Raw genomic sequence first — 19,161 nt, forward strand, 5'->3', positions numbered from 1 at the left:
CGGTGCGACCGGCGTTGTGATTGCAATGCATGCATAGCGTTATGAATTCAGGATCGGTTGGTCAGTCTTCGGCTTCGGCCAGCGTGAGCAGGATCAGCAGTACGCTGCCCACCACCACCAGATAGACGCCGATGTCGAAGATCAGCGGCGTTCCCACCTTGATCTTCCCAAGGATTGGCATGGTGAATTCCAGCCATTGGGAGGTGAAGAAGGCCTGGCCCTTGAAGATGGCCGGCACCCCGGAAATCACACCGAACACCAGCCCCCAGCCCACCAGATCCCGAGGGTCCGCATACAGCACCCGCTTGGCCTGATGGATGTCCTGGGCAAACATGTGCAGGGCGATGGCCGAGGCGGCTACCAGGCCGGCGATGAAACCGCCGCCCGGCTCGTCATGCCCGCGCAGCAGCAGGAATATCGAGAACATCAGCAGCAGCGGCAACAGCAACTGCGATGCCGACCTCAGGATCAGGGACTGGATATTGAGCTCACGGGTCATTTCCGGTTGTCCTCAGCACGCAGCTTGATCATGGCGTAGACGCCCACCGCCGCCAGGGCCAGCACGACGATTTCCCCCAGGGTATCCAGGGCACGGAAATCCACCAGGATGACGTTGACGATGTTGCGCCCGAAGCCCGAGGGTTCGCTTTCGCGGATGAAGTATTCCGAAATACTCTCTGCATAGCGGGTGGAACTGGCCGCCAGGGACAGCAGGGCCACCATCACCCCGAACGCCAGGGCCACCACCGCGTCACGGATACGCAAGGCCTGGGGGGTCAGACCCAGGAAACCCGGCAGGCGGAACAGGACCAGCACCAGCATGATCACCGTGAGGGTTTCCACCAGGACCTGGGTAATGCCCACGTCGGCCGCGCTGAACAATACGTAGATCAGCGCCACCGAGAAGCCCACGGCGCCCAGCGAGGCCACGGCACCCAGGCGAGATGACGTGGTCACAGAGACCAGCGCGGCCAGCAACAGCACGGCGACGATGGCCAGCTCCTGGATGCGCACGCCGGCAAGACTCATCTGTATCTCCAGCCCCCCAGCACGCGCGATGGAGAACGTTACCAGGGCCACGGTCGACAGCAGGATGGTCAGCAGGTAATAACGCAAGTAACCGTTTTGCAGCACGCGGGTCTGCCATTCGGAGATCGACACCAGGCCATCCATGCCCTTGTCGTAGGCCCTTTCGGGCCCGAAGCGCTTGAGGTCATCCATGAAGCCGGTGGCAGTGCGGAAACGATCCCAATTGAAGTAGATGGTCAGGCCCAGCACCAGGCTCAGCAGGCTCAGCATCAGCGGCAGGTTGAAACCGTGCCAGAGGCTCAGATAGGTCTCCACCGGGCTGCCATACACGGCTCCGGCCGCCGCTGACAGCAGGCCACGATCCACCATGGCCACGCCCAGACCGAACAACAGCCCCAGGGAAGCCAGCACGGCGGGACCCGCCAGCATGGCCGGGGGCGCCTCATGGTGAGGCGTCTTGGGCGTTTCCACCCGCGGCCCCCAGTAGGGCTTGATACCCACCACGGCGGCCACAGCCACCACCAGGATGGCCGAGGCCACGGTCAGCAGGGACAACAGACCCGACAGGCTGGGGGCCTCGAGCACGGCCTCGAAGAGAAGCTCCTTGGCCACGAACCCGAACATGGGGATCACCCCGCCCAGCGACAGGGCAGCGATGGCGGCAAAGGTGGCGGTAATCGGCAAGGCATGGCGCAGCCCGCCCGTTTGCAGGAAGTCCTTGCAGCCCGCCTCGTGGTCCAGGATGCCGGCGATCAGGAACAGCGCGCCCTTGTACAGGGAGTGGGCCAACAGGAAGGCCATGGCCGCCATGATGGCGGTGTCCGTACCCACGCCGATGAGCATGGTCAGCGTGCCCAGGGCCATCACCGTGGAGTAGGCCAGCACCTGCTTGACGCCCGTGGAGCGAATGGACATGAACACACCGGTGAACATGGTGAGCGCACCAAACACCCCCAGCAGGATCAGCCACAGGTCGGTGGCCCCCAGGGAGGGGTTCAGGCGGGCCATCAGGTAGACGCCGGCCTTGACCATGGTGGCCGAATGCAGATAGGCGGATACCGGCGTGGGGGCCGCCATGGCGCGGGGCAACCAGAAGTGGAACGGCACCTGGGCCGACTTGGTGAAGCACCCCAGCAACACCAGCAGGACGATGGCCACGTACCAGCCGTGATCCCGCAGGGCATCACCGGAAGAGAGGATTTCCGAGAGCTCGTAGCTGCCCGTGACCACCGCCATCATCACCAGACCGGTGAGCAGCGCCAGCCCGCCCCCCACGGTGACGAACAGCCCCTGCAGGGCACTGCGCCGTGCCGTGGCGTCCTCATGGTTGAAGCCGATCAGCAAGTAGGAGGTGATGCTGGTCAGTTCCCAGAAAACGAACAGGGAGATCAGATTGTCGGACAGCACCAGGCCCAGCATGGAAGCCATGAAGGAGAGGATGAGCACATAGAACCGGCCCAGATCCTTGTGTCCTTCCAGGTACCGCCCGGCATAGGCCACGATGAAGAAGCCGATCCCCGAGATCAGCAGGGCAAACAGCAGACTCAGGCCATCCACCAGGAAGGAGAGCTGGATATCCAGCCCTGGCACCCAGGGATAACTGATGACAATGGACTCGCCACTGCCCACCGCCGGCAGGAAGGAGAGGAAATAAAGGAACAACGCAGCCGGCAGGATGGCCAGGACCCAGCCACTGTTCATGCCGGTCTGACGATGGACCGCGGGGGCGACGGTGGCTAGCAGGAAACCGGATAGGATAGCGAGCAGCATGGCGATCTATTTCGGCGATGTGACGCGGTCCATTATTTCCAGACTGACAAGGACCCCGCGCCGCGACAAGGGCTGTCTGCGGCTGCCTTTCTCCTTTCGGTTGCAGGTGTATGGATCGTGTGCCCGGGAATTCCCCAGCCCGATCCTGGTGTGGACCGGGCGCCCAGCAGCCCGGGCAGGCTGCCCACTCAAGATTGAAGATGCTAGAGCATTTCCTGGATCAAAATCAATCGTTTTAATGCGCCGCATCAATGACGAACGAAGGTGATCAATCTATCCATCCCGACTGACGGCGCCGCAGGCGGACCCGGGTGAGCAGGATCCCCAGGATCAGACTGCCGATGGCCACACCGCCGCCGTAGAGGAACCAGTTCAGACGCTCATCACCCCGCAGCGCACGGTTCTCATCCAGCAGATCGCTCACCCGCTGCTGCTCCTGGGACAGGCTCTGGCGCAACTCTTCGTTCTCCCGGGCCGTCTGCAGGGGATCCGCCGCCATGTCCTGCAAATGCTCCAATTCCGCTTCCAATTCCGACACTCGATCCATGAGTTCGTCAGCGCGCTCGCTTTCTCGGGCGCCCTGTGTACGCGCAGCCTCAAGGTCGGCGGCAAGCTGGTCCCGCTCTGCCGCCAGGGACTGCACCCTCTCCCGGGCATCAGCCAACTGCTCTCGGGCATGGGGGCGGTCCATGAGGTAACGGCTCAGCACCCAACCCTCCGTGCCCCCCGAGGTTCGGATCCTCGTGTAATCGCCATCCTCCTCAAGCACTGTGACTGGCGTACCGCTGGAGAGGAAAGTCAGTATCCGGTGCTGCAGGCTCTGCCCACGACGAACGTCGACTTGCAGATCATCAGTGATGTATGCGGTGGACTGCGCAAACGCCGGCGGCAAGGCCACCAGAGTGATGGATAAAGCCACGGCACAGACGGAACCAGCAAGCAAGGCGCGTTTCACGGAATCATCCTTCTGCATTGACCAAACACAAAATTCGTGGAGACTTGTCAGAGTCGAACATCATAACCATCACGGATCATCCTGCCCATGCCCGATCAAGAACCCGCCAATCTTTCACCCCGGGAAGCCTACGACATGCTCCAGGCCGACCCCAAGGCCCTGCTGGTGGATATTCGCTCCAGCATGGAGTTCCTGTTCGTGGGGCATCCGGTAGGTGCCGTACACATCCCCTGGATGGACGAACCGGACTGGACCCTGAACCCACGTTTTACCACTGAGGTACGCAAACTGCTGCTGGGAGGCGCCTCCGGGCAGCATCAGGGTGAAGGCGGCGCGCCGGTCATCCTGATCTGCCGTAGCGGCAAGCGCTCCCTGGAGGCTGGCCGAGTCCTTCTGGAAGACGGCCTGCCCAGGGTTTTCCACGTGGGCGAGGGCTTTGAAGGCGACCTCAACGACAAGCACCAACGTTCCAGCGTGGGTGGTTGGCGCTACCACGGCCTGCCCTGGGAGCAATGCTGACACCCATTACGCCCCTCGGCCGCCCTCCGGCGGGCTTTCCTCGGCCCCGGGGGCGACTGAGGGCGAATCCGAGGGGGGCGTGATCACGGCCAAGGGCTTCTCTGGCGCGGATCGAGAATTGCGCGCTCGCTGAACGGCCCGCTCGATCCGGACCGGAATGAAGATCCACAACTCGTAGAGAGCCAGCAGCAACCGGCCCAGCAGGGTCAGGCCCCAGGACACCCACAGCAACAGGGCGGAGAGGATTTCCAGCAGGAAGACCGCCAGGGTCCCGGTCACCACCCCCAGGGCCTGCATGAACATCTGCACCGGCACGGCCCCCAGGGACAGGACGAAGGTGAGCAACAACCCCAGCAGCAGGAGCGTGAGCGTGGAAAGCCAATCCAGCGCCGGCAGCAGCATGTCCGGTTCTCCCTGCAGCAAGAGCCCCAGCGCATCCTCCTGAGCCATGTAGAGCCCCCGACTGGCCGCCAGCGAACCGCTGAGCACGGCCACGGTGACCAGCACCACCATCCCCGCCAGATAAAAACGACGCCTCACCCGGGGCTCAACACCACCAAAAGCCGGAATCATGCGGGTCACTTGCCGGGTCTCGCTCATCATGGCCCCTGCAAACACCGCCATGAAGATCAGCAGTGCCACTGCCAGTTGACTCAAGCCCACCCCATCGCCCCGGGGCAGGCCGCCCAGCACCTCCCACATGGGACGTTCCAGCAGGTGAAAAAGCACCACACCACACAAGGCAAGCAACCCCAGAAGAAAACTGCTGAACGCCAGCACTCCCGTGGAGGCCAGGGTGAGGCTGCGGGAGGGGACTCGCCCCTGCTGGAGGTGTTGAAAACGCATCACCATCTCGTCGATGCGACGAGCGTGATCACGCACCCCCCGCACGGAGCGGTCCAGCTGACCCAACTGATCACTCAATTCACGCCAGGCCGGCAGCAACCCCCGCAAGGCTTCAATGCGATCGCGACTGGAGCGGCGATATTCCTCCAGGGCATCACGCGCCGAACGTGCCAGGGAGTCATGCATCTCTTCCAGCACCTGACTCACCCGCGGATCCCCCTTGGGCGGAGCCGCCGCCAGGGCATTGGCCGTACGCACCCACGACGGCTCTTCAGGCACCTGATCCTGGGCGGTGTGATAGTCCCGTTCCAGCTGACTGATCTGCTCGTTGATGCGCCGCTGCAGGGCAGGATACCCGCCCAGATCGCGGTTCACGCGGGCATGAATGGCCTGATACTCCTGCTCGAAGCGCCCCTCCAGGCGCCGCGCCTCCACACCGCGCAGGTAATCTCGCCGCCACCGCTGCAATCGTTGGGCTCGCCGCCCTACCCCCCTGCCCGCATGGCGCAACAGGGACGACAGCATCCTGGTAAAAGCCCGGATGACCCGCTCGGCCTGCTCACGGGCCAGGTAGGCCAGCGGTATCAGGACAACCAGCCAGATAAAGATGGAAAGGCTCAAGCTGTCGGCCCAAAGGCCGATCAGTCCATCAGGACTCATGCAAAACTCCCCAATGCCCGTGTGTCGGAGGTGAGATCCGGTGACACATTCGGGGCACGCTGTGATCGAGTGGGCCCAGATTATGGGGCATCAGGGCACCGCTTGGCAGTGTCTAAAGTTTTCTCCGGCCATGCCGCCAAGATGAGAGAGAAGCTTTGACCACGGATACCAAGAGAACGCCCCCATGAACCGAAGCCACCTGGAACAGCAAGCTGGCGCCCAGTACGCACCGTATCGTGAGTTCCCCGAAATGAAGGCCGGGGCCGCGGTGCTGGGCTTTCTCCCCGCATTCAAGGACATCAACACCCATGAGACGCACCTGTCGGTAAACGACGACGGCAGCCTGGCACTCATTCATCTGCTGGACGGACTGCCCGACCACTGGGTGGTGGAGCGCGACGAGCAGGGGCGCATCACGGCGCTCAAGGACGGCATTGTGGCCGGCTTCATGCGCCAGGGCCGCTTCTTCACCCGCTCGCAACTGGCCCAATTGCGCTGGGACGCCTGAACCCGACGCCCTGGGGCTTGTGCCTCCTCACCGAATCCGGTCCAATAGGCGGCTCCCTAAAGGACCGACCAACCCCCGATGCGAAAAAACAGCTACGAGCGCGACGAACTCCTTCAATGCGGCCATGGCCAGATGTTCGGCCCCGGCAATGCCCAGCTGCCGGTGCCGAACATGCTCATGATGGACCGGGTGACCCACATCAGCGACGAGGGGGGGGCCTATGGCAAGGGAGAGATGCGCGCCGAGCTGGACATCAACCCCGAACTGTGGTTCTTCGGCTGCCATTTTCCCGGCGACCCGGTGATGCCGGGCTGCCTGGGCCTGGATGCCATGTGGCAGCTGGTGGGCTTTTACCTGGCCTGGATCGGCAACCCCGGCCGCGGTCGCGCCCTGGGTGTGGGTGAAGTGAAATTCACGGGTCAGGTCCTGCCCACCGCCGGCAAGGTGGACTACCAGGTGGACGTCAAGCGCGTGATCACCCGCAAGCTGGTGCTGGGCATCGCCGATGGCCAGGTCTTTGTGGATGGCCGCCTGATCTACACCGCCAAGGATCTGCGCGTGGGCCTGTTCACCTCCACCGACGGCTTCTAGGCTCCGGCCTTGGACCCGCGCGCCGTCGAGGCCTCTTTCGAGTTCAACCCCGAGACAGTCGGGCGCCTGCGCAGTCGTTGGCTGGCGTTGATGGAAACCAGTCTCTGGGGGGATTTAAAGACCTCGAAGATCGGCACCCTCCCCCGTTTGCGCAAGCGCTGGCTGGAGCTGGGCGAAAACCTGGTCTCCCTCACCCGCGACCGGCGCTGGATCCCGCAGCCCCGGGAACGGGTCAAGGGGGCCATGGCGGCGAGCCTGAACCTGCGCGATAGCCTTCTGCACGTGGAGCGCAGCCTGCAAGTCCTGGACGGCGGCGAAGACTTCGCCGCCTTCGAGAAGGATATCCTGCAATTTCGCCAGGAACTACTGCAATTCATGGAACATCATGAAAAGGCATGGGGCGACTTGCTGGAGTCCCAGTACGACCCGCCGGAGGAGTGAACCCCTCCAGCCCGTGTCCGATTGACCTGGCACCGCCCTTCAAGCACGATCGGTAGGCATCCCCCATCCGGTGACGCCCGTGGGCCAGGAAATCGACAATACCCGCTTTACCCCCCGTGACGCCGAGCGGTTTCGGGAACTCGTGACCCAGGAGACACGCCTGGCCAGAGAAATGGCGAGGCAAGGCCACTTTGAGTCCGGTGAGCCGATGGCCGGATTCGAGATCGAGGCCTGGCTGGTGACCCCCGACGAGTTACCCGCCAGCCTCAACGAGCGCTTTCTGGCCCGTTTCGACGACCCCATGGCCACTCCGGAACTGGCCAGTTTCAACGTGGAACTCAACACCGAGGTCCACCCTCTCCGTGAACGCGTGCTGTCAGCCCTGCATCAGGAGATCCGCACCACCTGGGAACGGGCCTGCGACACCGCCGAGTCCCTGGATGCCCATTTCCTCATGATGGGCATTCTGCCCACCCTCATGCCCCGTGACCTGTGCCTGGACAACATGTCCGCCATGAAACGTTACCGGGCCCTGAATCGACAGGTGTTCCAGTCCCGCGAGGGCCGGCCGGTGCACCTGGACATCAACGGCCGGGAACACCTGGTGCATGACCACAAGGATGTGATGCTTGAGGCTGCCACCACGTCTTTCCAGATTCATCTGCAAACCCCGTTGGAAGTGGCTCACCGGGTGTACAACGCCGCCATCGCGGTCTCTGCCCCCATGGTGGCGCTGAGTGCCAATGCGCCCTACCTGTTCGGCAAGGATCTGTGGGAAGAGACGCGCATCCCGGTGTTTGAACAGGCAGTGGAGGTCGGGGGCTTTCAGGATGCCGCGCGCGGTCCCATGCGCCGCGTGAGCTTCGGCTCCGGGTATGCCCGCGAGTCCATCATGGAGTGCTTCCAGGAGAATCTGGACCATTTCCCTCCTCTGCTGCCCATGTGTGGCGACACACCGCCGGAGGCCTTTTCCCATCTGCGCCTGCACAATGGCACCATCTGGCGCTGGAACCGGCCACTGATCGGGTTCGGAGCCAGCGGCAGACCTCATATCCGCATCGAACACCGCGTCATGCCCGCCGGCCCCACGCTCACCGACAGCATCGCCAATGCGGCCTTCTTTTACGGGCTGGTGGAGGATCTGGTGAGCTCCGCCGGGGGCGCCGAGGCCCTGCTTGACTTCGCCACCGCCAAGGACAATTTCTACCTGGCCGCCCGACATGGCCTGGAGGCACATCTGCACTGGAATTCAAAGGACCGTATCAGTGCCCGGGAATTGATCCTCAAGGACCTGCTACCCCGGGCCCGCCGCGGCCTGCAGCATCTGGGCGTGGCACAGGCCGACGCCCACCATTATCTGGAGGTGGTTGCCGAGCGGGTGCAGGCCCGCGCCACCGCCAGCCACTGGCAAAGGGCCTGGGTCAAGGCCCATGGCCGGGACATGGCGGGCCTGACCCGGGCCTACCGCCTCCATCAGATGACCGACGAACCGGTCCACCAATGGCCCCTGCCCTGACGGCAATCCCATGCTCAAGTACTACGACACACTCCCCGAAGGCTTCACCCAGACCCCGCCCGGGCAGATCCATGAGCTGCTACCGGCGCCCACCCTGATTCACCTCCAGGGTCGGCGCGAGCCGCCGCTGTTCATTTCCGTACTATTGCACGGCAATGAGCCGGTGGGCCTGCAGGCCGTTCAAGCCCTGCTGCAAGACCTGCCTGCCTCCGGCTTGCCCCGCTCCCTCTACCTGTTTGTGGGCAATGTGCAAGCCGCCGCAAAGGGCGTGCGCCGCCTGCCGGGCCAGCCTGACTTCAATCGCGTCTGGCCGGGCACCGACCATCCGGAATGCGCGGAAACCGACCTGATGCGGCAGGTGGTGGACACCGTGACCCGGGCGCCGCTGTTCGCCAGCGTGGACGTGCACAACAATACCGGCCTGAACCCGCACTACGCCTGCGTGAACCGGCTGGACAACCGCTTCCTGCAGCTGGCCACCCTGTTTGGCCGGACCGTGGTGTACTTCATTCGCCCCCGGGGCGTGCAATCCATGGCCCTGGCCGCCCATTGCCCGGCAGTCACCCTGGAATGCGGCAAGCCGGAGGACGCCCACGGCATCGAGCATGCCCGGGATTACCTCCACGCCTGCCTGAATCTGGCGGACATCCCTGATTCCCCGGTGGCCCACCACGACCTGGATCTGTTCCACACGGTTGCCCAGGTGAAGGTCCCCGACTCCGTGAAGATCAGTTTCACCCCTGGCGAGGCCGAGCTGATCTTCGACCCGGACCTGGACCACATGAACTTTCGGGAACTGCCATCGGGCACCGTGCTGGCCAGGGTCAATTCAAGCCAGCCGCTGCACCTGCTGGCCCACGACGAGCAGGGCGTGGACGTCACTCCCCGCTATTTCGAAACCATCCGCGACCGCCTCGTGCTCACCCGCCGGGTGATGCCCTCCATGCTCACCCTGGACGAGACCATCATCCGCCAGGACTGCCTGTGCTACCTGATGGAGCGCATGGCACCGCCAGCCAGCCGTTAGGGGCCAGGGGACGGATTCAAATACGTCCCCATGGAGACTGGACTGCAGAGCCCCCATCAACGCCGGATCAAGGCCAGCCAGCGCCACATATTCAGCACCGAGGCCAACGCCGTGGCCACATAGGTGAAGGCGCAGGCAGTGAGGATGCGCCGGGCGGCGCGCTGATCCCGGGGCGGAATGTAGCCCATGGCCAGGATGGGCATGGCGCGGCGGTAACTGGCATCCAGCTCCACCGGCAGCGTCACCAGATGCACCAGGGCCGACACTCCGAAGGAAACCACCCCCACCAGGAGCACGAAACCAGCGCCCACCGGCGAACGGGTCAGAACGGCCATCACCGGCACCAGCATCATCACCCAGGCCCCGATGCGTTCCGCCTGCTGGGCGGAACGCGCCAGGGTGGAACGAATCTGCAACGGCGCATAGCCCTCGGCATGCTGCAGCGCATGACCCACTTCGTGGGCAGCCACTGTCACGGCGGTGAGTGAACGGCCATCGTGGTTCTGCGGCGACAGACGCACGGCGCGGGCCTGGGGATCGTAATGATCTCCCGCCTCGGTCACCTCCACCACCACATCGTTCAGGCCTCGCCGATCCAGCAGGTGCCGCGCCAGCTCACCGCCGGTACCCGGAAAATCCTCACGCTCGTCGCTGTAATGACGCAGAACCGAACGGGCAATGAAGGCCGGCAGGAAGAACAACGCCAGCAACAGGGTAAGAGCCAGAAAGACCACCACGGCGGCCGCACTCCCGGAATGCACACGGCATCAGTCTACAACGGACACAGCCCGTCACCGAAGAAACCCGCGTCCGGGTGTGGGGGCTGGACGGTACCGGCGTGGGCGGTCGGTCACCCCAAGGCCAGGTCGATGGCGATCAAGGCGATGAAGCCGATCAGTACACCCAGGGTCGCCTTGGCCTCGTGGCCCTTGCGATGGGATTCCGGGATGATCTCGTGACTGATCACGAAGAGCATGGCACCCGCCGCAAAGGCCAGCCCCCAGGGCAGCAGGAATTCCATCACCGAAACCGCCGTCGCCCCGATCAGCCCGCCCACCGGCTGCACCAGTCCGGTCAACAGGGTCACACCGAAGGCCGTGGCCTTGCTGTAGCCCAGCGACAACAGGGCAATGGCGACCACCAGCCCCTCGGGCATGTTCTGCAGGCCGATGGCCACAGCCAGGGTCATGCCGTCACTGACATCCCCCCCGAAACCCACCCCCACCGCCAGCCCCTCGGGCAGGTTGTGCAGGGCAATGGCGAAGATGAACAGGTACACGCGGCGGATCTTCATGGGATCGCCGCCGCTCTGGGGGCCGATCATGAAGTGCTCATGGGGCACCAGCCGGTGCAGCAACAACAGGAAGCCGCCGCCCAGTCCCATGCCCACCGCCAGCACCATGATGGCCATGCCCACGGCGCCATACTGAGCCTCGGCACCCTCCACGGCGGGCAGCACCAACTCAAAGGCGGTGGCCGCCAGCATCACCCCGGCGCCGAAGCCCATCATGGCATCCTCCACCGACTGGGGGATGCGGCGCAGGAAGAAGATGGGGATGGCCCCCACGGCGGTGAATAGCCCGGCCACCAGACTGGCGAGAAGGCCGATCTGGATGGTTCCCATGCCCGAAACCCAGTCCTCGATCCGGGGCCAGGTCACCGAGACCATGAGAATGAACAGCACCAGGACCACCAGCGAGATGGTCACGCCCGGCCAGGACACCCGTGCGCCGTCCTGAATCACTTCCACCTTGGATTGGTTCATGCGAGATTCCATCAATGGGATCAAAATAACCCCATCATGATAACGTGATCAGGCAAGCCCCTCATCCAACGGGAGCGCAAGGCCACGGTTTCTATCGCCCGTGGTCTTTCCGTGCCCATACGGTAGCGCTAGCGGATCAGTCCTGACCGTCAATCCGAGGGCCTTGCCAGCCCCCGCCCAGGGCCTTGTACAGATCCACGGCGGCCACCAGGCGGGACAGACGCAGCTGGACCGCCTGCTCCTGGGCCTGGAACAGGGTGCGCTGGGCATCCAGCACGCTGGTGAAATCCCCCGCCCCTTCCCGATAGCGCAACTCCGCCAACCTCAGGCTGCGCTCGGCCTCATCAACGGTGGCCTCCTGCACCCGCTCCTGCTCCCCATGACGGGCCACGTCCCCCAGGGCGTCCTCCACCTCCCGAAGGGCGATGAGCACGGTGCGCCGATAGCTCTCCAACCCCTCCCGTCGCCGGGATTCGGCGCTGTCCACCTGGGCCCGCAGGCGGCCGCCGTCGAACACCACCTGGGCCAGGCTGGCCCCCAGGCTCAGGCTCTGGGTGGGATCGGCAAGGGAAAACAGCGCCGTACTGGCCAGCCCACCGGAGCCGGTGAGGCGGATGCTGGGCAGCAGGGCCGCCCGAGCAACCTGCAGATTGGCGTGGTTGGCCAGCAACTGCGCCTCCGAGGCGGCGATGTCCGGGCGCCGGACCAGCAGTTCCGAGGGCAGTCCCGGTCCCACCTCGGGGACCGCCAGACCCTGGATGGACTCAAGTTCCACCTCGAACCCCTGGGGCGCCCGGCCACTGAGTACCGCCAGCGCCGCCAGGGCCTGCCGAGCCTGCACCTCCAAAGGCACCAGGGACGCCTGCTGACTGAGCACCGCCGTGCGCTGGCGACTCACATCCAGGGCCGTGGCCACCCCATGGCGGTGGCGGGATTCCACGATGACCAGCAGACGCTCGGCGGTTTCCAGGTTCCGATGGCCGATACGCAGCCGCTCGTTCAGGGACAGCCACTGGAAATAGCCGCTGGCCACCCCGGCCACCAGGCTCAGGCGCACGGCCTCCTGATCATGGCGGGTGGCCTGCAGACCGGCCTCGGCAGCGTCCACGCCGGCACTCAGCCGACCCCACAGGTCCACCTCGTAACCCACCCCCAGGGCCAGACTGCTGGAACGGCTGGTGGCGGTATCGCCCCCATCCGTCCGCGTCTCGCGGAAGGTGCTGCCGCCGGACAGGTCCACCGACGGGAACAGGGAGGCACCGGTGCTGCGCAGTTGCAGTTCCGCCTGCACCACCCGTTCCCGGGCAATGGCCAGGTCGGGGCTATATTCCAGGGCCTCCAGCACCAGGGATTCCAGCAACGGAGACTCGAAGGTCCGCCACCAGTCGGGCTGAACCTGGACCGCCTCCGGGGCATCGCGGCCGTAGACCTCGGGCATGTCCAGAACCGGCCCCGTCAGTGGCGTCGTGGTGGCGCATCCGCCCAGAAGCAGACCGACCAACACCACCGCGCCCGCGGCAAAACGTTTATCGGTATTGATCGTCATGAAGTTCACTCCGAGGCCAGGGCCACCACCGGGTCCAGCCGGGCGGCCTTGCGGGCGGGCAGGTAACCGAACACCAGACCGGTGGCAAAGGCACAACCGAAGGCCAGCGCCACCGGCGTCAGGCTGTACTGGATGGGCGTGCCCAGATGCCCGATCAGGGCCGCCACCCCCAGCCCGATCACCACCCCGATGGCCCCGCCCAGGGCGGACACCGTTACCGCCTCGATCAGGAACTGCTGCTGGATGTTGCGCATGCGCGCCCCCGTGGCCATGCGGATGCCGATCTCCCGGGTCCGCTCGGTGACGCTCACCAGCATGATGTTCATCACCCCGATCCCTCCCACCAGCAGGGAGATGGCGGCAATGGAAGCCAGCAGGATGGTGAGGGTGTTCTGGGTTTCGCTGGCGCTGTCCAGCAGGGAGGCCATGTTGCGGATCTGGAAGTCTTCCACCCCATGGCGCTGCAGCAGCAGGGCATGCACCGCCGCCTGGGTCTCGTCGATGCGGGAGACATCCTCCACCGCCACGGTGACGTTTCGCAGGTTGCGCTGGCCGAATACCCGCAGGCTGCCGGTATGAAAGGGCATGAACACCACATCATCCTGATCCTGACCCGTGGGCGAGGCGCCCCGTGGCGACATCACGCCGATCACCTGAAACAGGATGTTGTTGACCATCACGAATCGGCCCAGGGGGTCCTCTCCGGGAAACAGCGCCCGGGCCACGGTATCGCCCAGCACCGCCACGGTGGCATAGCTCCGATCATCCGTCTCGTCGAAAAAGACCCCGTGAGCCACCGGCCAGTTGCGGGCCGCGACAAAGCTTGCGGAGGTGGCATTCACCGAAGTGGACTGATCCCTGCCGGCGTATCGCAAGGTCACGTTGCCCGTCAGTTCCGGCACGGCGGCAATGATGTTGTCCAGCTCGTTGATGGCCACCACGTCCTCATGGACCAGGGTGGTGATGCCGAAGCCGCGCATGTTCGGCGCCCAGGGGCGCACCAGCAGCAGGTTGGTGCCCATGGCGCTGATGCGGTCCACAACCACCTGCCTTGCCCCATCGCCGATGGCCAGCATGGAAATCACCGAAGCCACGCCGATGACGATGCCCAGCAGGGTGAGGATGGAACGGAACAGATTGGCACTCAGAGCCCTGAAGGCGGTACGGGTGGCCTCGAACACCTCCCCCGGGAGGGAGGAATGCCCATGGGTCAAAGGTTCCGGCAAGGCTTCTGCCACCCGGGATGTGCCGGTATCGGACAGCACCCGGCCATCACGCACCTCGATCACCCGGTCCGCATAGGCGGCCACTTCCGCCTCATGGGTGATGAGGATGATGGTATGGCCCTGGGCCGACAGATCCTTGAGCAGTTCCATCACTTCCTTGCCGCTGCGGCTGTCCAGGGCCCCGGTGGGTTCGTCGGCAAGGATGATGCGGCCCCCGTTCATCAGCGCCCGGGCGATGGACACCCGTTGCTGCTGACCGCCGGACAACTGGGCGGGACGGTGTTCCAGACGCTCACCCAGCCCCAGCCGGGTGAGCAGGGATTGGGCACGCTCATGGCGTTGCGCCGGAGCCAGACCCGCATACAGGGCGGGCACCTCCACGTTCTCCCGGGCGGACAGCCCCTGGATCAGGTTGTAGCTCTGGAACACGAAGCCGAAGGCCTCCCGGCGCAGGGCCGCCAGATCATCCGGGTCCAGCCCGGAGACGTCCTCTCCCATGAAGTGGTAATTCCCCCGGGAAGGCCGATCCAAGCAACCGATGATGTTCATGAGGGTGGACTTGCCGGAACCGGAGGCGCCGACAATGGCCACGAATTCGCCGGCCTGGATCTCCAGGTCGATGCCGTGGAGTACCGGCACGTCCAGATCCCCGTTGACGAAGCAACGGGTGACGCCGGAGAGCCTGATGAGTGGGTGCGCTCCGGCGGTCGTCATCGGCGCAACCCCGGCCCCATGCCGGTGGGACCCAGCCCCGGAATGCGGTCACCGCCGGCCTGGCGGGGCGTCGTGGACGGGGCCGTGGGCGCGCGACCGGCCAGCACCACCGTCTCGCCCTCCTCCAGACCGGACAGCACTTGGGCCTGCACCCGGTTGCTGACCCCGATCTCGACCACCCGTTCCTCGGTGCGTCCATCGTCCTTGAGCACCTTGACCAGACCGCGACGCGCCCGGACGACGGGGGGTTCTTCGTTCGCGGACCCGGAACGGGCCTCTCGCATCCCGGGGGGACCCTCGCGTCCTTCTGGACGGCCCGTGCGACCCGCGGCCGGACCGGTCAGGGTCAGCGCCGACATGGGCACCAGCAGGGTGTCCCGCGCCGCCGATTCGATGAAGAAGACCTGCGCCGTCATCTGGGTCATGAGGAAGTGGCGCGGATTGGGCACATTGAAGAGGGCGTTGTAGAGCACCACGTTGTTGGTGACCGTCGGCGTGGGCTCGATACGTTCCAGACTGCCGTACCAACGACGTTCCCCCCCGCCCAGGGTGGTGAAATAGACCGCCATGCCGGGCTGCAGGCGGGAGATATCCGCTTCCGAGACCTGGGTCTGCACGGTCATGGTGGAGAGTTCCGCAATTTGCAGAATGATGGGGGCCTGCTGGTTGGCATTGAGGGTCTGCCCCTGACGGGCAGTGACGGACACCACCGTACCGACCATGGGGGCCAGGATCCGGCTGTACTCCAGATTGGCCTCGTCGGCCCGCAGACTGGATTCGGTCTGCTCGATCTGGGCCTTGAGCATCTCGATCTGGGCCTGGGCCGACTTCAGGCCGGCCTCGGCGGTCTGCAGGGACTCCAGGGTGGTGGCGTCCTCCGCATACAGGTTGCGTTGCCGAGTGTGGGTGATTCGGGCCAGGGCCAGCTGAGCCTCCCGGTCCTGCAGCTGGGCACGCTGGTAGCGGAGCTGGGCGCGGCTGGCATCCACCCGGGCCAGATAGACCGTGGCATCGATCTCCGCCAGCAACTGCCCCTCCTCCACCTGGCTGCCCACCTCCACATGGATGGCCATCACCTGACCGGAGATCTGCGCCCCCACATCCACATAAGTCCGGGGCTGCAGGGTGCCGGTGGCGGTCACCAGATTCTCGATGTCACCCCGACTGACCTTGGCGGTCAGCCGGGTGGCTTCCTCGTCCTTGCCGCTGCCGAGCCAGCTCCAGGCACCATAGGCCCCTCCGGCCAGCAGGAGCAGGACCATCAGCAGGATGAAGGCACGGCGGCGCGGCCGACGCCGTTGGGAACGGATGGGCGGATTCATGGGGCGGTTCAGGCTCCGGATGGCGACTGGGTCATCGACTGGGGGGAAGCATCCCCCCTTCAGTACACATCACGCCGATAGCGGGCATCCGTTGACAGGGTTTCGAACCTTTCTTCGCCCAGAATCTCCCGGAGGGCCTCATCCACCGCCGGCGCCATGGTCAGGGCACTGCCGCAGACCAGCACCACCGCTCCTTCGTCCACCCAACGGATCACTTCCTCGGCACGGGCCCGCAACTGATGCTGGACATACTCCCGCTGTTCCCCGTCTCGGGAAAAGGCCAGGGATAGCATGGGTAGTCCACCCTGGGCCTGCCAGCTTCGGATCTCGTCCTCATAGTAGAAATCATGCGCCCGCTGGCGCTCCCCGAAGACCAGCCAGTTGGTTTGCTGCCCGGCGGTGATCCGCGCCACCAGGTGGGCACGCAGAGCGGCCAGGCCGGTCCCGTTGCCGATCAGGATCAAGGGACGGGTCTCTTGGTCGAGACGGAAATTGCGATTGGGACGAAGGCGCAGGGACACCGACTGCCCCGGCTCCAGCGTGGCCGTGAGATAGCCCGAGCCCAAGCCCAGCCGGCCGTCCTCACCGTGGACCTGCCGCACCAGCAGGTTCAGACAGCCTTCGGCGGGCACGGAGGCGATGGAATACAGGCGAGTGACTTCATGCCCCCCGGTGACGGCGGCGGGGACATGCACCTCCACCAGATCACCGGCCTGCCAGTGTGTATCCGCCCCCGGGTCCGGCCTGAAGGACAGGTGGAAAGTGGAACCGCCCACGGAACCGGGATTGAGTTCCCGCCGCTCCGTCAGGGTCCAGGAGGTCGGTGGCGACATCTCCCCGTTCATGTCCATTTCCGCGGCCCCCAGGGAACGGAGCAATACCTGCCACTGGCCCAGGGCGGCGGGCTCGGTACTGTCCACCTCCACCCGGGGGGCCACGGCGGTGGCGCCGCAGGATCGCAGCCATTCATCCAGGGCGCGGCCGAAAGCGCAGAAGTGGCAGTAACCCCGGTCACCCAGAGCCAGCAGGGCATATTCCATTGTGCTCAAATCCGGATGCTGCCGGTCCATCAGGCGGGCAAAGGGACGGGCCGGATCGGGGGACTCACCATCCCCGTAAGTGGAGGCGATGAACAACACGCGCCCCATGTCCTTGAGGTCATTCGGGGTCAGCGTGCCCAGTGGGTGGACTGCCACGGCAAGGCCGGCGGCCTGGAACGCACCAGCCGTCTTCCAGGCCTGGGTCTCGGCGTTGCCGGTCTGGCTGGCGAAGACCACATGGATGCGCTCGCCCTCCCCGATCCCGCTGTCGCCCGAGGGCTTCAGCCCTGCCTGAAGCAGGGCCGACCGGGCCACCTGGGCCTTGCGGCGGCGATCGATATACAGCACCAGCCCCGTGATGGCGAACAGGGGCATGATCAGACTGGCCACCATCATGGCGATGCGGCCGGGCATGCCGAAGAACGAGCCACTGTGCAGCGGCAGCATGCTGGACATGAGCTTTTCATTCAGGGGACGGTCCGCATAGCGGACATGGTTTTGCACGTCGCCGGTGCCGGCCGCCAGGGTCAGGCGGTTCCAGGCCCGCTCATGGGCCGGCCGGGGGTCGAAATACATGAACTGATAGTCTCCCCCCGGCTGGGGCAGACGCAGGGTGGCGGTGGAATAGCCCAAAGGTGCCGCCTGCTCGAAGGCCTGCCAGATGGCGTTCACCTGTGCAAAACGGTCAGCCGCCGGCTCCCGGGGCGAAGACGCCTCACGGCCCATGCGACCAAGGGGAGCCTCTTCGCCGCTTCGGGCATGATCGGGCCGCACGGCGGCTTCACCTTCCTGTGTGCGCTGTGGGGGAGCCTGACGCACCGGCATGGGGACACCGCTGATTTCATGCAGACCCGCCCGGTACCAGTCATAGGACCAGTACAGACCCGTCAGGGCCGCCAGCAGGTACAGAGGCAACACCCAGGTACCCACCACCCCATGCATGCTGGAGACGAACCCGCGCCCCGAGCGGCGAAAACTGAAGGTGAACCAGCCGGCCAGGGCCTTCCAGGACCGGGGCCAGCGCAGGTAGATGCCCGACAGCACCAGGATGATCAGCATGATGGTGGCCGCCCCGGTGATCTGCTTGCCCACATCCCCCATCAGCAGCCAGCGATGCAGGCGCTGCAGGGTGCGGAAGAAGGCCTGCCCCTTGAGTTCGGCGCCGATCAGTTCACCGGTGTAGGGATTGAAGTAGTGATTGACCCCGCGGCGGGCCCGAGGCCCGTCACCGGCCACGTTCACGGTGGCCGCATCCCGGGGATCGGAGGACAGGCTCAGGGAATTGATCTGCCGTTCCGGCAGGACCTCTTGGGCCTGTCGCAAAAGGGCTTCCGGAGACAGGCGTTGTGTGTCCAGGGGCTCCACCCGCAGGACATCGCTGTTGATGGCGCGGATGATCTCGCGCTCGAAGGTCAGCATTCCCCCGGTCACGCCGAGGATGATCAGCACGACACCGACAGTGATGCCCATGAACCAGTGAAGCTGGAACCAGAGTTTGCGTAGCATGGAAGAATGCGCCTGTGCATGGAAAAGGAAAAGCGAAGAAAACACGGCCGAATACATGAGGCCCCTGGGAACCAGCCTGCCGACGGAGATCGCCGTCGGGTGTCCTCAGGCAAGGTCCTTCGCCGCCGGGGGCCGCCTTCTCCCACGGCGCGATTCCGCCAGGGGCGTCGTTCACATCGA

16 protein-coding genes are annotated in these 19,161 nt (G+C 65.1%); 6 read left to right on the top strand and 10 right to left on the bottom strand.

The window, feature by feature from the left end; genetic code table 11:
* Positions 1-61: 61 nt before the first annotated feature.
* The 3 genes from LPW30_RS02845 to LPW30_RS02855 all read right to left on the bottom strand — a co-directional run bounded on the left by LPW30_RS02845 (position 62) and on the right by LPW30_RS02855 (position 3,754).
* Positions 62-499 carry a Na+/H+ antiporter subunit B gene (locus LPW30_RS02845; RefSeq protein ID WP_026623541.1) on the bottom strand — a complete coding sequence of 146 codons (438 nt, stop codon included), beginning with the start codon at positions 497-499 and terminating at the stop codon, positions 62-64.
* The gene (locus LPW30_RS02850; RefSeq protein ID WP_238623639.1) at positions 496-2,799 is read right to left on the bottom strand and encodes a putative monovalent cation/H+ antiporter subunit A; all 2,304 of its coding nucleotides are present in this window, start codon (positions 2,797-2,799) and stop codon (positions 496-498) included. Before LPW30_RS02850 ends, LPW30_RS02845 begins: the two co-directional genes overlap by 4 nt.
* Positions 2,800-3,067: 268 nt before the next feature.
* The gene (locus LPW30_RS02855; protein ID WP_158407566.1) at positions 3,068-3,754 is read right to left on the bottom strand and encodes a TIGR04211 family SH3 domain-containing protein; all 687 of its coding nucleotides are present in this window, start codon (positions 3,752-3,754) and stop codon (positions 3,068-3,070) included.
* Between the two features lie 87 nt (positions 3,755-3,841).
* On the opposite strand from LPW30_RS02855, the gene LPW30_RS02860 reads away from it, so the two are divergent.
* Positions 3,842-4,273: a rhodanese-like domain-containing protein gene (locus tag LPW30_RS02860; protein WP_025282380.1), complete on the top strand. Its 432-nt coding sequence runs from the start codon at positions 3,842-3,844 to the stop codon at positions 4,271-4,273.
* A 6-nt stretch (positions 4,274-4,279) separates the two neighbouring features.
* Here LPW30_RS02860 and LPW30_RS02865 read toward each other — a convergent pair whose 3' ends face one another.
* Positions 4,280-5,779: a basic helix-loop-helix domain-containing protein gene (locus LPW30_RS02865; RefSeq protein ID WP_238623641.1), complete on the bottom strand. Its 1,500-nt coding sequence runs from the start codon at positions 5,777-5,779 to the stop codon at positions 4,280-4,282.
* 184 nt (positions 5,780-5,963) lie between these two features.
* Between LPW30_RS02865 and LPW30_RS02870 the strand changes: the two genes are divergently transcribed.
* The 5 genes from LPW30_RS02870 to LPW30_RS02890 all read left to right on the top strand — a co-directional run bounded on the left by LPW30_RS02870 (position 5,964) and on the right by LPW30_RS02890 (position 9,862).
* Entirely contained in the window at positions 5,964-6,287 is a 324-nt protein-coding gene (locus LPW30_RS02870; protein ID WP_025282382.1) for a hypothetical protein, read from the top strand.
* Between the two features lie 78 nt (positions 6,288-6,365).
* Positions 6,366-6,878 (top strand): 3-hydroxyacyl-[acyl-carrier-protein] dehydratase FabA, encoded by a 513-nt coding sequence (gene fabA, locus LPW30_RS02875; protein ID WP_025282383.1) that lies wholly within the window; start codon positions 6,366-6,368, stop codon positions 6,876-6,878.
* 9 nt (positions 6,879-6,887) lie between these two features.
* Entirely contained in the window at positions 6,888-7,319 is a 432-nt protein-coding gene (locus LPW30_RS02880; protein ID WP_025282384.1) for a hypothetical protein, read from the top strand.
* 79 nt (positions 7,320-7,398) lie between these two features.
* On the top strand, positions 7,399-8,835 hold the full coding sequence (locus tag LPW30_RS02885) for a glutamate-cysteine ligase family protein (RefSeq protein ID WP_025282385.1): 1,437 nt from the start codon (positions 7,399-7,401) through the stop codon (positions 8,833-8,835).
* A 10-nt stretch (positions 8,836-8,845) separates the two neighbouring features.
* Positions 8,846-9,862 carry a M14 family metallopeptidase gene (locus LPW30_RS02890; RefSeq protein ID WP_239680037.1) on the top strand — a complete coding sequence of 339 codons (1,017 nt, stop codon included), beginning with the start codon at positions 8,846-8,848 and terminating at the stop codon, positions 9,860-9,862.
* Between the two features lie 56 nt (positions 9,863-9,918).
* Here the strand turns inward: LPW30_RS02890 and LPW30_RS02895 are convergent, their stop codons facing one another.
* The 6 genes from LPW30_RS02895 to LPW30_RS02920 form a co-directional block, all read right to left on the bottom strand.
* The gene (locus tag LPW30_RS02895; RefSeq protein ID WP_420796510.1) at positions 9,919-10,596 is read right to left on the bottom strand and encodes a zinc metallopeptidase; all 678 of its coding nucleotides are present in this window, start codon (positions 10,594-10,596) and stop codon (positions 9,919-9,921) included.
* A gap of 116 nt (positions 10,597-10,712) precedes the next feature.
* Positions 10,713-11,627 carry a ZIP family metal transporter gene (locus tag LPW30_RS02900; protein WP_238623645.1) on the bottom strand — a complete coding sequence of 305 codons (915 nt, stop codon included), beginning with the start codon at positions 11,625-11,627 and terminating at the stop codon, positions 10,713-10,715.
* A 136-nt stretch (positions 11,628-11,763) separates the two neighbouring features.
* Complete coding sequence (locus tag LPW30_RS02905; RefSeq protein WP_239680038.1) at positions 11,764-13,173, bottom strand: efflux transporter outer membrane subunit; 1,410 nt, start codon at positions 13,171-13,173, stop codon at positions 11,764-11,766.
* 5 nt (positions 13,174-13,178) lie between these two features.
* Positions 13,179-15,113 carry a MacB family efflux pump subunit gene (locus LPW30_RS02910; protein ID WP_239680039.1) on the bottom strand — a complete coding sequence of 645 codons (1,935 nt, stop codon included), beginning with the start codon at positions 15,111-15,113 and terminating at the stop codon, positions 13,179-13,181.
* On the bottom strand, positions 15,110-16,435 hold the full coding sequence (locus LPW30_RS02915; RefSeq protein ID WP_239680040.1) for an efflux RND transporter periplasmic adaptor subunit: 1,326 nt from the start codon (positions 16,433-16,435) through the stop codon (positions 15,110-15,112). The genes LPW30_RS02910 and LPW30_RS02915 overlap by 4 nt, the downstream gene beginning before the upstream one ends.
* A 59-nt stretch (positions 16,436-16,494) precedes the next feature.
* Positions 16,495-18,981 (bottom strand): PepSY domain-containing protein, encoded by a 2,487-nt coding sequence (locus LPW30_RS02920; RefSeq protein WP_239680041.1) that lies wholly within the window; start codon positions 18,979-18,981, stop codon positions 16,495-16,497.
* Positions 18,982-19,161: the final 180 nt, after the last annotated feature.

It is taken from the genome of Ectothiorhodospira variabilis (genome assembly GCF_022227625.1).
Lineage (GTDB): Bacteria > Pseudomonadota > Gammaproteobacteria > Ectothiorhodospirales > Ectothiorhodospiraceae > Ectothiorhodospira > Ectothiorhodospira haloalkaliphila.

Coding starts and splice junctions, on each gene's coding strand:
- LPW30_RS02845 (WP_026623541.1), bottom strand. CDS start 499: ATGACCCGTGAGCTCAATATCCAGTCCCTGATCCTGAGGTCGGCATCG.
- LPW30_RS02850 (WP_238623639.1), bottom strand. CDS start 2,799: ATGCTGCTCGCTATCCTATCCGGTTTCCTGCTAGCCACCGTCGCCCCC.
- LPW30_RS02860 (WP_025282380.1), top strand. CDS start 3,842: ATGCCCGATCAAGAACCCGCCAATCTTTCACCCCGGGAAGCCTACGAC.
- LPW30_RS02865 (WP_238623641.1), bottom strand. CDS start 5,779: ATGAGTCCTGATGGACTGATCGGCCTTTGGGCCGACAGCTTGAGCCTT.
- LPW30_RS02870 (WP_025282382.1), top strand. CDS start 5,964: ATGAACCGAAGCCACCTGGAACAGCAAGCTGGCGCCCAGTACGCACCG.
- fabA (WP_025282383.1), top strand. CDS start 6,366: ATGCGAAAAAACAGCTACGAGCGCGACGAACTCCTTCAATGCGGCCAT.
- LPW30_RS02890 (WP_239680037.1), top strand. CDS start 8,846: ATGCTCAAGTACTACGACACACTCCCCGAAGGCTTCACCCAGACCCCG.
- LPW30_RS02900 (WP_238623645.1), bottom strand. CDS start 11,627: ATGAACCAATCCAAGGTGGAAGTGATTCAGGACGGCGCACGGGTGTCC.
- LPW30_RS02905 (WP_239680038.1), bottom strand. CDS start 13,173: ATGACGATCAATACCGATAAACGTTTTGCCGCGGGCGCGGTGGTGTTG.
- LPW30_RS02910 (WP_239680039.1), bottom strand. CDS start 15,113: ATGACGACCGCCGGAGCGCACCCACTCATCAGGCTCTCCGGCGTCACC.
- LPW30_RS02915 (WP_239680040.1), bottom strand. CDS start 16,435: ATGAATCCGCCCATCCGTTCCCAACGGCGTCGGCCGCGCCGCCGTGCC.
- LPW30_RS02920 (WP_239680041.1), bottom strand. CDS start 18,981: ATGCTACGCAAACTCTGGTTCCAGCTTCACTGGTTCATGGGCATCACT.